The 13,846-nt window shown below is 62.0% G+C and carries 12 protein-coding genes; 11 read left to right on the forward strand and 1 reads right to left on the reverse strand.

Annotated features, from left to right (window positions below; genetic code table 11):
* Positions 1–36: 36 nt before the first annotated feature.
* From HWE01_RS12575 to rlmD, 3 genes are all read left to right on the forward strand, one after another.
* A complete protein-coding gene (locus HWE01_RS12575) occupies positions 37–1,008 on the forward strand; it encodes a peptidoglycan DD-metalloendopeptidase family protein (RefSeq protein WP_241821976.1) in 972 nt (323 codons plus the stop codon).
* A 3-nt stretch (positions 1,009–1,011) separates the two neighbouring features.
* A complete protein-coding gene (gene rpoS / locus HWE01_RS12580) occupies positions 1,012–2,025 on the forward strand; it encodes an RNA polymerase sigma factor RpoS (protein ID WP_034350447.1) in 1,014 nt (337 codons plus the stop codon).
* Between the two features lie 141 nt (positions 2,026–2,166).
* A complete protein-coding gene (gene rlmD, locus HWE01_RS12585; protein ID WP_175344318.1) occupies positions 2,167–3,528 on the forward strand; it encodes a 23S rRNA (uracil(1939)-C(5))-methyltransferase RlmD in 1,362 nt (453 codons plus the stop codon).
* A 74-nt stretch (positions 3,529–3,602) separates the two neighbouring features.
* Here rlmD and HWE01_RS12590 read toward each other — a convergent pair whose 3' ends face one another.
* Positions 3,603–4,292, reverse strand: a complete 690-nt coding sequence (locus HWE01_RS12590; RefSeq protein ID WP_008329886.1) for a Bax inhibitor-1/YccA family protein — start codon at positions 4,290–4,292, stop codon at positions 3,603–3,605.
* A gap of 267 nt (positions 4,293–4,559) precedes the next feature.
* Between HWE01_RS12590 and ndk the strand changes: the two genes are divergently transcribed.
* From ndk to der, 8 genes are all read left to right on the forward strand, one after another.
* Positions 4,560–4,985, forward strand: a complete 426-nt coding sequence (ndk, locus tag HWE01_RS12595) for a nucleoside-diphosphate kinase (protein WP_008329884.1) — start codon at positions 4,560–4,562, stop codon at positions 4,983–4,985.
* A gap of 96 nt (positions 4,986–5,081) precedes the next feature.
* A complete protein-coding gene (gene rlmN / locus HWE01_RS12600; RefSeq protein WP_241821977.1) occupies positions 5,082–6,254 on the forward strand; it encodes a dual-specificity RNA methyltransferase RlmN in 1,173 nt (390 codons plus the stop codon).
* A 300-nt stretch (positions 6,255–6,554) separates the two neighbouring features.
* Positions 6,555–7,646 (forward strand): helix-turn-helix domain-containing protein, encoded by a 1,092-nt coding sequence (locus HWE01_RS12605; protein ID WP_008329880.1) that lies wholly within the window; start codon positions 6,555–6,557, stop codon positions 7,644–7,646.
* Between the two features lie 14 nt (positions 7,647–7,660).
* Positions 7,661–8,923, forward strand: coding sequence for a flavodoxin-dependent (E)-4-hydroxy-3-methylbut-2-enyl-diphosphate synthase (gene ispG / locus HWE01_RS12610; RefSeq protein ID WP_008329879.1), 1,263 nt, complete (start codon positions 7,661–7,663; stop codon positions 8,921–8,923).
* Positions 8,924–9,052: 129 nt separating this feature from the next.
* Positions 9,053–10,408: a histidine--tRNA ligase gene (hisS, locus tag HWE01_RS12615; protein WP_175344314.1), complete on the forward strand. Its 1,356-nt coding sequence runs from the start codon at positions 9,053–9,055 to the stop codon at positions 10,406–10,408.
* Positions 10,409–10,453: 45 nt separating this feature from the next.
* Complete coding sequence (locus tag HWE01_RS12620; RefSeq protein ID WP_008329877.1) at positions 10,454–11,098, forward strand: YfgM family protein; 645 nt, start codon at positions 10,454–10,456, stop codon at positions 11,096–11,098.
* Positions 11,099–11,240: 142 nt separating this feature from the next.
* Positions 11,241–12,440, forward strand: coding sequence for an outer membrane protein assembly factor BamB (bamB, locus tag HWE01_RS12625; RefSeq protein ID WP_008329871.1), 1,200 nt, complete (start codon positions 11,241–11,243; stop codon positions 12,438–12,440).
* Between the two features lie 32 nt (positions 12,441–12,472).
* On the forward strand, positions 12,473–13,816 hold the full coding sequence (der, locus tag HWE01_RS12630; protein ID WP_008329870.1) for a ribosome biogenesis GTPase Der: 1,344 nt from the start codon (positions 12,473–12,475) through the stop codon (positions 13,814–13,816).
* The last annotated feature ends 30 nt before the right edge of the window (positions 13,817–13,846 follow it).

Genomic DNA, 13,846 nt, shown 5'->3' on the forward strand with positions numbered 1-13,846 from the left:
TGTCAACTAGCGTCGTACAAAATCTAACGTAAGAGCATGAAGAAAATTCGTTTGGCTGTATTGGGCAGTGTCGTCAGTCTGCTGGCCGCCTGCGGCTCGACACCGAATCAGCAGCCGGCACCGGTGGTCGATCGCACCAGCAGCACCGCCAGGCCGGCTGACGCCGTGAGCGCTCCGGCCGTGCCGGTTCCGTCTGGACGTGGCTACTACACGGTCAAGAAGGGCGATACGCTCTATCGCATCGCTTTGGACGTCGGGCAGAACTGGCGCGACATCGTCGCCTGGAATAACCTGACCAATCCGAATGACATCAAGGTCGATCAGGTGTTGCGCGTGGCGCCGCCGGATCGCACCGGGCCGGTCCAGACCGCTGCGGTTGCTGCCGCACCGGGGGCGGGCTTGGACGTCAAGCCGCTGGGGGCGCCTGGCACTGCCGCGCCGGCAGCTGCGCCGATGGCCCCGGGCGGCAACAAGACCGGTCCGCGGGGTGACAAGCGCGCCTATTCGGAGAGCGCCCTGGCCGAACTGGAGAAGCCCGATGCGGCACCGGCCACAGCCGCCCCGGCGACCGCAGCCAAGCCGGAAGCGTCGCATGCGGCCGAAAAGCCGGCCGCGGCCAGCCAGCCTGCGACTGTGGATGATGAAGGTGTCTCCTGGATGTGGCCAGCCGAAGGCAAGGTGGTCGGCACCTTCGAGGGTGGCAAGAAGGGCGTGGACATCGCCGGCAAGGATGGTCAGGCTGTGCTGGCGGCTGCCGGGGGCAAGGTCATGTATGCCGGCAGCGGCATTCGCGGCTATGGCAACCTGGTGATCATCAAACACACCAACAACCTGCTGTCGGCGTACGCGCACAACAAGACCATTCTGGTCAAGGAGGGCCAGTCCGTGACCAAGGGCCAGAAGATCGCTGAAATGGGCAAATCCGACAGCGACAGCGTGAAACTGCATTTTGAGATCCGCCAACAGGGCAAACCTGTTGATCCTTCCAAATACTTACCGCCACGCTAGCGTATGACAAGCAATCGCCGCGATCACTTGCCAGACCAGGATCCTCATGAAGAGGACATGGACGATCCCATCGAGGAGATCGAAGAGCCGGAAGTGATCGACGGCGATGCTGCTGACCAGCCCCGGGAACCGGCCCCCGCCGAGGGCGTGGACGAGCTCAAGAAGGTGCTCGCCGCCGAGCTCTCCACCGACACCACCCAGCATTACCTCAACAAGATCGGCGCCAAGCCCCTGCTGACGGCGGCCGAGGAGCTGCACTTCGCCACCCGGGCCAAGGCCGGTGAATTCCTGGCCCGCCAGAAAATGATCGAGCACAACCTGCGGCTGGTGGTGTCGATCGCCAAGCACTACATCAATCGGGGCGTGGCACTGCTTGACCTGATTGAAGAAGGCAATCTTGGTCTCATGCGCGCCATCGACAAGTTCGAGCCCGAGCGCGGTTTCCGCTTCTCCACCTATGCCACCTGGTGGATACGCCAGAGCATCGAGCGCGCCATCATGAATCAGGCCCGTACCGTGCGGCTTCCGGTGCACATGGTGCGCGAGCTGAACCAGATCCTGCGCGCAAAATATCATCTGGAAGCGCAACAACGTGACGGAAGAGACGCCAGTGCGGAAGACATCGCGCACCTGGTCGACCGTCCGGTGGAAGAGGTACAGGATGTGCTGGCGCTGTCCGAGCATGCCGCCTCGCTGGATACCCCGCTGGACAACGACCCGCAGGCCAGTCTCATGGACCTGTTGCCCAGCGCCGTCGAAGAACATCCCGACACCCGCGCCGAGAGCCAGGAAATGGCCTTGCTGATCCGCGAATGGCTGAAAAGTTTGTCGGAAAAGCAACGTGTCGTGGTAGCCCGGCGTTTCGGGCTGGACAACGACGATCCTTCCACGCTGGAGCAACTTGCCGGCGAAATGGGTATCACGCGTGAGCGTGTGCGCCAGGTGCAGCAGGAGGCTCTGGTCAAGCTCAAGCGCCTGCTGACTTCGCGTGGTGTCAGTCGCGACGCGCTGTTCTAGGCCGCATTCCTTCATTGCAGTGGATTTCTGTGCGCCGGCATTGGCCGGATGCGCTTGCTGCTTCCCTCCCGCTCCCGGATCGCGGACAATACCGCTTTTGTTTTCGGCAGCGGGCTTCGGTCCTACCCTGTGGTTTCCCTCATGCAACAAGACATCATCATTGAAATCAAGTCGCTCGACATGGACGGGCGCGGCGTTGGTCACCTCGAGAACGAGGATGGCACGCAAGGCAAGGTCATTTTCGTCGAAGGCGCGCTGCCGGGCGAACGGGTCAGTTTCGAATCCTATCGCAAGAAAGCCAAGTGGGAAGCGGGTGTGATGACCACGCTGCACCGCGAGTCTTCGCTGCGCGTGAAACCCAGATGTGACTATTTCGGCACCTGCGGCGGCTGCGCCATGCAGCATCTGGAGCCGTCGGCCCAGGTCGCCATGAAGCAGCGCGTGCTGGAAGACAACCTCTGGCACCTTGGCAAGACCAAGGCCGAGGTGATGTTGCGCCCCATCTACGGGCCGACCTGGGGGTATCGCTATCGCGCCCGCATTTCGGTGCGCCACGTGGCCAAGAAGGGTGGGGTGCTGGTGGGCTTCCATGAGAAACGCTCGTCCTTCATCGCCGATATGAAGACTTGCGAAATCCTGCCGCCCAATGTCTCAGCCATGCTGGTGCCGCTGCGTGAACTGGTGGCAGGACTGTCTATTCGTGACCGTATGCCGCAGATCGAGCTGGCCGTCGGTGAGGGCGATGAAGGCAACAAGGTCACCGTCCTGGTGTTGCGCATCATGGAGGCGTTGAGCCCGGCCGATGAAACCCTGCTCAAGCGCTTCGCCGACGAGCACAAGATCGAGTGGTGGCTGCAGACCAAGGGGCCTGATACGGCAGCGCCTTACTATCCGGCCGAGTCGCGCCTGCAATATACCTTGCCTGAATTCGGCATCCGCATGCCCTTCAAGCCCACCGACTTCACCCAGGTCAATCACCAGATCAACCGCGTACTGGTGGCGCGCGCCCTGCGCCTGCTGGATGTGCAGCCGCAAGACCGGGTAGCGGACCTGTTCTGCGGTCTGGGCAACTTCACCCTGCCCATCGCCACCCTGGCGCGCGAAGTGGTCGGCATCGAAGGCAGCACCGCGCTGACCGAGCGCGCGTTGGACAATGCCAAGGTCAATGGCGTGGATGCCAAAACCAGCTTCTACTGTCGCAACCTGTTTGAAGCCAAGCCCGAGGACTTCGTGGCGCTGGGCAAGTTCGATCGCATGCTGATCGACCCCCCGCGCGAAGGCGCCATGGAAGTCTGCAAGGCGCTGGTGGAATTGCCGCCCGAACAGCAGCATCTGAAGCCCAAGCGCATCGTCTATGTCTCCTGCAACCCGGCAACACTGGCACGTGACGCCGGCATGCTGGTACATCTGGGTGGCTATGCTCTCAAGTACGCGGGCGTGGTCAACATGTTCCCGCATACGGCGCATGTGGAATCCATTGCCGTGTTCGACTTGCCAGCGTAAGCGCCCCGCTGTAGACGAAAAAAATGCCGGCTTTCGCCGGCATTTTTATTGCTGATGAAGCAATGTTTGCGCTATCAGTCGCGGTTGCCGCCCAGGATGCCCAGGATGGACAGCAGGTTGGCAAAGACGTTGTAGACGTCCAGGTAGATGGCCAGCGTTGCCGAGATGTAGTTGGTTTCGCCGCCGTTGACGACCTGTTGCACGTCAAACAGGATGTAGGCCGAGAAGATGGCGATGGCGACCACTGAAATGGTCAGTTGCAGCGCCGGCAGATGCAGGAAGATGTTGGCCAGCGAAGCGACCAGGATCACCAGCACGCCGGCGAAGAGCCACTTGCCCATGCCCGAGAAGTCGCGCTTGGAAACGGTGGCGATGGTGGCCATGCCGCAGAAGATGATGGCGGTGCCGCCAAAGGCAGTCATGATCAGGCCGGCACCGTTGGAGAAGCCCAGCGTGTATTCGATCAGGCGTGACAGCATCAGGCCCATGAAGAAGGTGAAGCCCAGCAGGAAAGCCACACCCCAGCCGGAATTCTTGGTCTTCTCGATGGCGAAGAAGAAGCCGAAGGCGATCGCCAGGAACAGCACGAAGCCGATCATCGGGCTGGCGGCAAAGAGGTTCAAGTGCATCTGCACCCCCAGCCATGCGCCCAGTACGGTCGGGATCATCGACAGCGCCAGCAGCCAGTAGGTGTTGCGCAGTACGCGGTTGCGGGCGGCCAGGCTCGTGGTCGAGTGGCCGAAGGTCGTGTCCAGTTGGTTCATATGTCCTCCAAAGCGTTGAATGCGAGCCAGAGAATAGCACGCCGGCTCACTGCTAAGACAAGTCTTCCCTCGCTATGGTTCGAGATGCGGGCACTTTATATGAACCCGGTTCCCGCGCGTGGTCGCCTGCGGTGGTGCATCATTGCCCGCAGGCAGCGTCAAAGGAGGTGAATTGACATGATATTTGATGGTTTCATGCTAAAATACAAGGTTCATTGAATTATCAATTCTTGGCTTTAAGCCATTATTTTTATTGGAGTTTTTCTCATGGCAATTGAACGCACCCTGTCGATTATCAAGCCCGACGCCGTCGCCAAGAACGTGATCGGCCAGATCTACACCCGTTTCGAAAACGCTGGCCTGAAGGTCATCGCTGCCCGCATGGCACAACTGTCGCGCGCTGAAGCAGAAGGCTTCTACGCCGTGCACCGCGAGCGCCCCTTCTTCAAGGATCTGGTGGACTTCATGGTCTCCGGCCCGGTGATGATCCAGGTGCTGGAAGGCGAAGGCGCCATCCTGAAGAACCGCGACCTGATGGGCGCGACCGATCCGAAGAAGGCTGAAAAGGGCACCATCCGCGCCGACTTCGCCGACTCCATCGATGCCAACGCCGTGCACGGTTCGGACGCTGAAGAAACCGCCAAGGTCGAAATCAGCTACTTCTTCCCGGCACTGAACGTTTATTCGCGTTAATCTGTTCCTGTTTTCCATCGGTCTTCCGGGCTGGGGCAAAAACCGGCGTCGCAATCCCTGCAACGTCTTTCTGTCCTGGTCCCGACCGCAAGCATCATGACTACAGCTCTCACCAATCTGCTGGATATGGATCCCGCGCAACTCGTCGCCTACTGCGGCGAGTTGGGTGAGAAGCCGTTTCGTGCAAAGCAGTTGCAGCGTTGGATACACCAGTTCGGCGTGTCTGATTTCGATCAGATGACCGATCTGGCCAAATCGCTGCGCGACAAGCTCAAGACCCGCGCCGAAGTCCGTGCGCCGGCCATCATCAGCGACCATACCTCCACCGACGGCACACGCAAGTGGCTGGTCGACGTGGGCCAGGGCAATGCGGTGGAAACCGTGTTCATTCCTGAAGAAAACCGCGGCACGCTGTGCGTATCGACGCAGGCGGGCTGTGCCGTGAATTGCCGCTTCTGCTCCACCGGCAAGCAGGGCTTCAATCGCAATCTCACCGTGGCCGAAATCATCGGCCAGTTGTGGATGGCGGAATTCGAATTGCGCAAGACCAAGGGCATCGAAGGTGGCCCCAAGGGCGAGCGCCAGATCACCAATGTGGTGATGATGGGCATGGGCGAGCCGCTGCTCAACTTCGATCCGACCGTGACGGCCTTGCGCCTGATGCTGGACGACAATGCCTATGGCCTGTCGCGCCGCCGCGTGACGCTGTCCACCAGCGGCGTGGTGCCGATGATCGACAAGCTGTCGCAAGAATGTCCGGTGGCGCTGGCCGTCTCGCTGCACGCGTCCAACGATGCGCTGCGCGACTCGCTCATTCCGCTGAACCGCAAGCATCCGCTGCGCGAGCTGATGCTGGCCTGCAAGCGCTATCTGGAATTCGCGCCGCGCGACTTCATCACCTTCGAGTACTGCATGCTCGATGGCGTCAACGACACCGACACCCATGCCCGCGAACTGGTCGCGTTGGTGAAGGAAGGCGAGACCGCCATCCCCTGCAAGTTCAACCTGATTCCCTTCAACCCTTTTCCCGAGTCGGGCTTGAAGCGCTCGCACAATCCGCGCATCAAGGCGTTTGCGCAGATCCTCATGGATGCGGGCATCGTGACCACCATCCGCAAGACCCGTGGCGATGACATCGATGCCGCCTGCGGTCAACTGGCCGGCGAGGTCAAGGATCGTACCCGGGTGCAGGAACGCATGCAGAAAATGGCCGAATACCAGGCCAAGTTCGGCAAGGACTTCGGTCGCATCGTGGAGATCTCCGGGTGACGGCAGGGTGGTCCCATGTCCTTGCTGGTCCTGCGGTACCAGCCTTCGCCGCCGCGGCGGGGGCACAGCTGCCGCTTTTTACAGAATGGGTGACGGGGGCGTCGATGTTGCGCTGTGGCGCAGCCATCGCACGTCCCTTTCGCGTTGTTGCTGAAGTCAATGCCAGTCTTGCCGAGGTCGGGCGGGCTGTGCTGAAGTTGTCGAATTTCCCCGGAGGGACGCGGCGCACGCCGCGCAGGGACGCTCCAGAAGAATCCGGCCAGGTCCGGCTAAAAAAAGCTTTTCCATGTGGAGCATTTGATGAGTGATCAACAAATGAACGAAATGTCGTCGCAGCAACCGCAAGATCCCGGTCAACCGTCCCAGGCCCAGGTCTTGCCGGGCGCTACGCTGGCGGCGGCGCGGCAGAAAAAGGGGTGGTCCGTCGAGCAGGTGGCCAGCCTGGTCAAGCTGGCGCCACGCCAGATCCAGGCCATCGAGGCCGACAACTATGCGGCCCTGCCCGGCCTCGCGGTGGCACGCGGTTTCGTGCGCAGTTATGCCAAGGTGCTGGGGCTGGATAGCCATGCCCTGGCGGCGGCCATGCCGCAGGAGTCGGCGGTGCAGCAGCGCGATCACATCGTGCCTCAGCATTCACTGTCGACACCCTTCTCGGAAGGCCCGTTGCCGGCCATGATGATGAGTACGCGCGGCAACAGCTCAGCCTTGCCCATCATCGCCGGTGTCGTGGTGGTGGCCCTGCTGGCAGGCGCTGCAGCCGTGCGCTGGACCGAGCTGGGGACCAAGCTGCCTCAGCTGGCCTTCCTCAAGTCGCATCACGTGGATGCTGCTACAGCCCCGGAAACCGCACAGGATGCGCAGAACGCGCAGAGTGCGGAGACCGCCTCCAGCGAGCTGCCGGTCAATGCGCGCGTTGAGACCATCACGCCCGCGCCTGCCGAGGAACCGGTCAAGCAAGCCGTGCCGGCCACACAATCCCCGGCCCCGGCGGCCCAGCCCCCTGCATCGACCAAGCCCGAGCCGGTGCAGCCGTCCACGCTTGCGGCCAGCGAGCCGGCTTCCATGCCTGCCCCGGCGGCATCGACAGCGACGGCAAACGCGCCGGCACAGATGGCCTCGACCACCGTGCCCGGCGGGCTGAACATCGTCAACAGCAAGGATTTGCTGCGCCTGACCTTCCGCGAGGATTCCTGGGTGGAAATCCGCCGTGCTGACAAGAGCACCGTGATTTCACGTCTGCTCAAGGCCGGCACCACCGAGACCTTCGACGTCTCCGATGCGACCACGCTCATCATCGGCAACGCCGCCGGTGTCGACGCGACGCTGCGCGGCCAGCCGCTGGACCTGAAAACCCCGGGCGGCAGCAATGTTGCACGCCTGAACCTGAACTGAACCGACTGACTGACATGTCTTCCTTCCCGATCGCCTCCGGGCCGCTGGCCCGCCGCAACAGCCGCCGCGTGGTCATCAGCCACGGGACGCGCGAGATCATCGTGGGTGGCGGTGCGCCGGTGATGGTGCAATCCATGACCAACACCGACACGGCCGACGCCATCGGGACGGCCATCCAGATCAAGGAGCTGGCCCGCGCGGGCTCCGAAATCGTGCGCCTGACCGTCAATACGCCCGAGGCCGCGGCAGCCGTGCCGGCCATTCGCGAGCAGCTCGACCGCATGGGCGTGGACGTGCCGCTGGTGGGTGATTTCCACTACAACGGCCACACTCTGTTGACCGACTATCCGGAGTGCGCCCAGGCGCTTTCCAAGTATCGGATCAACCCCGGCAACGTCGGCAAGGGCGCCAAGCGCGATACCCAGTTCGCCCAGATGATCGAAGTGGCCTGCAAGTACGACAAGCCGGTGCGCATCGGGGTCAACTGGGGCAGCCTGGACCAGGCCCTGCTGGCGCGCATCATGGACGAGAACGCCGGCCGCGCCGAACCCTGGTCGGCGCAGGCGGTGATGTATGAAGCCTTGGTCACCTCGGCCATCGAGAACGCCCAGCGCGCCGAAGAACTCGGCATGGCAGGCGACAAGATCATCCTCTCCTGCAAGGTCTCCGGTGTGCAGGACCTGATCGCGGTCTACCGCGAACTGGCGCGTCGCTGCGACTATCCGCTGCATCTTGGCCTGACCGAGGCGGGCATGGGCAGCAAGGGCATTGTCGCCTCCACGGCTGCGCTGTCGGTGCTGCTGCAGGAAGGCATCGGCGACACCATCCGCATCTCACTGACTCCCGAACCGGGTGGCGACCGCACCAAGGAAGTGGTGGTCGGCCAGGAAATCCTGCAAACCATGGGGCTGCGCAAGTTCACCCCGATGGTGATCGCCTGCCCGGGTTGCGGCCGCACCACCTCGACCGTGTTCCAGGACCTGGCGGACAAGATCCAGACCTTCCTGCGCGAGCAGATGCCGGTGTGGAAGGGAAAGTATCCCGGCGTGGAAGCCATGAACGTGGCCGTGATGGGCTGCATCGTCAACGGTCCCGGCGAATCCAAGCACGCCAACATCGGCATCAGCCTGCCCGGCACCGGCGAGTCGCCGGCGGCCCCGGTGTTCATCGATGGCGAAAAGAAGATGACCCTGCGCGGCGAACGCATCGCCGAGGAATTCCAGAGCGTGGTGCTGGAATACGTCGAATCGCATTACGGTCAGGGTAGTCATGCCTGATCACCGCGTGGCCGGTCACCCTAGGGTGTTCCAGGCCATGCAGTACACTTGCGCTGGCCCGTCGCACGAAAGATGCGACATATTCCAGCTTCCAAAAATGAAGTAAAAAGCAAAATTCCGGATTTCGGTATGTCAGAACAAAAGAAAGTCGAAAAAATCGTTGGCGTCAAAGGCATGAATGACATCCTGCCGGCCGACGCCCCGTTGTGGGAACTGTTCGAGAACACCGTGCAATCGGTGCTCAAGAGCTATGGTTTCCAGCAGATCCGCACGCCCATCGTCGAGCCGACCGCACTGTTCGCGCGCGGCCTGGGCGAGGTGACTGACATCGTCGAGAAGGAGATGTATTCCTTCACCGATTCCATGAACGGCGACAACCTGACCCTGCGCCCGGAAAACACTGCCGGCGTGGTGCGTGCCGCCCTTGAACACAATCTGACCTACGACGGCCCCAAGCGCCTCTGGTACGTCGGCCCGATGTTCCGTCACGAGCGTCCGCAGCGTGGTCGTTATCGCCAGTTCCACCAGGTGGGGGCCGAGGCCGTGGGCTTCAGCGGTCCGGATATCGATGCCGAGCTGATCATGATGTGCCAGCGCCTCTGGGACGACCTGGGCCTGTCCGACATCCGCCTGGAGCTCAACTCCATCGGCAATGCCGAGGAGCGCAACAAGCACCGCGCCGACCTGATCGCCTACTTTGAACAGCACAAGGAACTGCTGGACACCGACGCCCAGCGTCGCCTGCACGCCAACCCGCTGCGCATCCTGGATACGAAGAATCCGGCCATGCAGGAGATGGTGAATGCCGCGCCCAAGCTGCTGGATTACCTGGGTGAAGAATCGCGCGCGCACTTCGAGGGCGTACAGAAGATCCTGCGTCACAACAACATTCCCTTCACCATCAATCCGCGCCTGGTGCGCGGCATGGACTACTACAACCGTACCGTGTTCGAGTGGGTCACCGACCAGCTGGGCTCGCAGGGCACCGTCTGTGGCGGTGGCCGCTACGACCCGCTGATCGAAATGTTCGGCGGCAAGCCGACTCCGGCCTGCGGCTTCGCCATGGGCGTGGAACGCCTGCTGGAGCTGATGAAGGCCAATGGCGAACAGTACGCACCGAATCAGTGCGACGTCTATCTGGTCCATCAAGGCGAGGATGCACAATTGCAATCTTTTGTCCTGGCTGAACGTTTGCGGACTGCCGGGCTCGATGTTGTGCTACATTGCGCATCGTCCAATGGTGGTGGCTCGTTCAAGGCGCAGATGAAGCGCGCCGACGCCAGCGGTGCCGCCTTTGCCGTGATCATCGGCGAAGACGAGCTCAAGGCCGGGACCGCCACCGTCAAGCACATGCGCGAAGGCAATGCCGAGGAAGGGCGTGCCAATCAGAGCAACATGGCCTTCGACGGCGTGGTCGATTACATCGTGGAACAGATCGTGGGCGATCACGACCATGATCACGACCACGTGCACTATCACCCCTGAAGACCCGTCCTCCTCGACCGTCAACTTATCTAAACGCAGAGTTACATGGCATACGATCTCGAAGAACAAGAACAGCTTGATTCCATCAAGGCCTGGTGGGCGAAGTACGGCAACCTGGTGACCTGGGCGCTGATCATTGTGTTGGCCGCCTACGCCGCCTGGACCGGCTGGAACACCTATCAGGGCCGCCAGTCGGCGCAAGCCTCGGTGCTCTACGAAGAGCAGCAGAAGTCGCTGGCCGCCAAGGATAATGCCAAGGTGCAACGTGCCGCCGCCGACATTCAGGACAAGTTCAGCGGTACCGCCTACGCCGAAATGAGCGCGCTGGTGGCCGCCAAGTCGGCCTTCGATGCCAATGACATGGAAGCGGCCAAGAAACAGCTGCAATGGGTGATCGACCATGGCCGTGGCAAGGAGTACAAGGCCATCGCCGCCGTGCGTCTGGCCGGGGTACTGCTTGATGCCAAGGCGTACGATGAAGCGCTGAAGGTCTTGTCGGGTGACTATCCGGCCCAGTTTGCCGGCGCCATCGCCGACCGCAAGGGGGATGTGCTGGCGGCGCAGGGCAAGCGTGACGAAGCCCGTACCGCCTACAAGCTGGCGTTGGAAAAGAGCGATGCCAAGGATCCGGCGCGCCAGCTGATCCAGATCAAGCTCGACGCCATTGGCGGCGAAGCGCCCAAGGCCTGAGGCCGGCGCCCGCGCGACTGACTGAATGCCCCGGTGATCGGTCTGCTGCGGCGGACCGGTGACCCGCAGGGTTGCTGGTGCAACCCACGAATTGAATCGCAATCCCACCGCGAATCCATCCATCGCTTAGAGGAAACAGAATATGCGTAGTGTGACAGCCACTGCTGCCCAGGCAACATCCTTTGCTCGATCCCGCCGCGCCGGCAAGCTGGCGCTGAACGTGGCGGCCATGGCCGCCGTGGTGGCCTTGTCCGGCTGCTCGCTGTTCTCCAGCAAGAAAGATCCGAATCCGCCGGCGCCGCTGGTGGAATTCACCCAGAAGATGCGCGCCCAGTCCGCCTGGACGGTCTCGGTCGGCAAGTCCGGCAGCTACCAGTTCAGCCCGGCCTTTGCTGCCGGCAGCATCTTTGCTGCCGCCAATGATGGCACCGTGGTACGCATCAATGCCCAGAATGGTCAGACCCTGTGGCGCAGCCGTGCCGAGGGTGACCTGACGGCCGGTGTCGGCACCGATGGCAGCACTGTCGTGGTGGTGGGCGAGAAGGGCCGTATCCAGGCCTTCGATGCAGGCTCCGGCAAGCCGACCTGGAGCGCCCAGGCGCCCAGCGAAGTGCTGTCGGCCCCGGCCGTGGGTGAGGGGCTGGTGGTCATTCGCAGCATCGACAACCGCGTGACCGCGTATGATGCCGACAATGGCAGCCAGCGCTGGATGGTCCAGCGCAACGTGCCGTCGTTGACGCTGCGCAATGCGCCGGGCATCGTGATTGCTTCGCAGACCGCCTTCGTGGCTCTGCCGGGCGGCCGCCTGTCGGCGCTGGCACTGAACAATGGCGGTCCGCGCTGGGAAGTGCCGGTCGGCGATCCGCGCGGCACGACCGAACTGGAACGCATCTCCGATGTATCTGGTGTGCCGGCGCTGGGCGCGACCGACATCTGCGCCGCCTCCTACCAGGGGCGCATCGGTTGCTTTGACTTGCTCAATGGCAATGTGCGCTGGATCAAGGAGTTTTCCAGCGATGTCGGCGTCAATCTGGATGATGCCTATGTCTACGCGGCCGATGTCGGCGGTGCCGTGACCGAGTTTGCGCGTGATACCGGTGCGGTCATCTGGCGCAACGACCGTCTGAAGAACCGCCAGCTCTCCAGCCCGATCGCCATTGGCAAAGCGGTGGCGGTGGGTGACTTCCAGGGTTATATTCACTTCCTGTCGCGGGAAGATGGCGCCTTCGTGGCCCGTCTGGCTACCGACGGCAGTGCTATCCAGGCGCCTCCGGTTTCGACCGGTTCGTCTGTCGTTTTCCAAACCAAATCAGGAACCGTGGTCTCCGTCGTTGCCGAATAAGTGGCTGTGACGAACGACCCCCAAGAAAAGAAATGAAACCGGTAATTGCACTTGTAGGCCGTCCCAACGTCGGCAAATCGACGTTGTTCAACAGGCTCACCCGCAGCCGCGATGCGCTGGTGGCGGACCTGCCCGGCCTGACGCGCGATCGTCACTACGGCCAAGGCCGGGTCGGCGAACGTCCGTTCCTGGTGATCGATACCGGTGGCTTCGAACCCGTCGCCAAGGACGGGATCATGTATGAGATGGCCAAGCAGACCAAGCAGGCAGTGGTCGAGGCCGATATCGTGGTGTTCATCGTCGACGGTCGCCAGGGATTGACGCCGCACGACAAGACCATCACCGACTTCCTGCGCAAGTGCGGCCGCTCCGTGCTGCTGGTGGTCAACAAGTCCGAGGGCATGAAGTACACCTCGGTCACCGCCGACTTCTACGAGCTGGGCATGGGCGATCCCTATGTGATCTCCGCCGCCCACGGTGACGGCGTGGCTGACCTGGTCGAGGAAGCCCTCGATCAGATCGAGGCCCAGCGTGCCCAGGAGCCGGAAGCCGAAGAGCCGGCCATGCGCGGTACCAAGATCGCCATCGTCGGTCGTCCCAACGTGGGCAAGTCGACCCTGGTCAATACCTTGCTGGGCGAAGAGCGCGTGATTGCCTTCGACATGCCGGGTACCACGCGCGATTCGATTGAAATTCCCTTCGAGCGCGAAGGTCGTCACTACACCCTGATCGATACCGCCGGCATCCGCCGCCGTGGCAAGGTCTTCGAGGCCATCGAGAAATTCTCCGTGGTCAAGACGCTGAAATCGATTTCAGATGCCAACGTCGTGCTGCTGTTGCTGGATGCCCAGCAGGACATCTCCGAGCAGGATGCCCACATCGCCGGCTTCGTGCTGGAGTCGGGCAGGGCGCTGGTGGTCGGTGTGAACAAATGGGATGGCATGGAAAGCGATCAGCGCAACCAGATCAAGATGGATCTGGAGCGCAAACTGAATTTCCTTTCCTTCGCCAAGTTCCACTTCATCTCGGCACTCAAGTCCACCGGTATCGGTCCGCTGATGAAATCCATCGATTCGGCCTACGCCGCTGCCATGGCCAAGCTGAGCACGCCGCGCCTGACGCGCGCGCTGGAAGAGGCGCTGGAACACCAGCAGCCGCGCCGCAAGGGTTCGATTCGTCCCAAGCTGCGCTATGCGCACCAGGGCGGGCAGAACCCTCCCGTGGTGGTGATCCACGGCAATGCGCTGGAAGCCATCGATGACAATTACAAACGCTATCTGGAAAAGCACTTCCGGGAAACTTTCTCCCTGGTCGGCACTCCACTGCGTATCGAGTTCAAGTCGGGCAAGAATCCTTTCATCCGGCAGGAAAAATAATCGTAAATCCTGCTATTCGATCAATGTTTT

Origin of the sequence: Herbaspirillum sp. C7C8, assembly GCF_022627875.1 — a bacterium.
In the GTDB taxonomy this organism is placed as follows: domain Bacteria; phylum Pseudomonadota; class Gammaproteobacteria; order Burkholderiales; family Burkholderiaceae_D; genus Herbaspirillum.

Coding starts and splice junctions, on each gene's coding strand:
- HWE01_RS12575 (WP_241821976.1), top strand. CDS start 37: ATGAAGAAAATTCGTTTGGCTGTATTGGGCAGTGTCGTCAGTCTGCTG.
- rpoS (WP_034350447.1), top strand. CDS start 1,012: ATGACAAGCAATCGCCGCGATCACTTGCCAGACCAGGATCCTCATGAA.
- rlmD (WP_175344318.1), top strand. CDS start 2,167: ATGCAACAAGACATCATCATTGAAATCAAGTCGCTCGACATGGACGGG.
- HWE01_RS12590 (WP_008329886.1), bottom strand. CDS start 4,292: ATGAACCAACTGGACACGACCTTCGGCCACTCGACCACGAGCCTGGCC.
- ndk (WP_008329884.1), top strand. CDS start 4,560: ATGGCAATTGAACGCACCCTGTCGATTATCAAGCCCGACGCCGTCGCC.
- rlmN (WP_241821977.1), top strand. CDS start 5,082: ATGACTACAGCTCTCACCAATCTGCTGGATATGGATCCCGCGCAACTC.
- HWE01_RS12605 (WP_008329880.1), top strand. CDS start 6,555: ATGAGTGATCAACAAATGAACGAAATGTCGTCGCAGCAACCGCAAGAT.
- ispG (WP_008329879.1), top strand. CDS start 7,661: ATGTCTTCCTTCCCGATCGCCTCCGGGCCGCTGGCCCGCCGCAACAGC.
- hisS (WP_175344314.1), top strand. CDS start 9,053: ATGTCAGAACAAAAGAAAGTCGAAAAAATCGTTGGCGTCAAAGGCATG.
- HWE01_RS12620 (WP_008329877.1), top strand. CDS start 10,454: ATGGCATACGATCTCGAAGAACAAGAACAGCTTGATTCCATCAAGGCC.
- bamB (WP_008329871.1), top strand. CDS start 11,241: ATGCGTAGTGTGACAGCCACTGCTGCCCAGGCAACATCCTTTGCTCGA.
- der (WP_008329870.1), top strand. CDS start 12,473: ATGAAACCGGTAATTGCACTTGTAGGCCGTCCCAACGTCGGCAAATCG.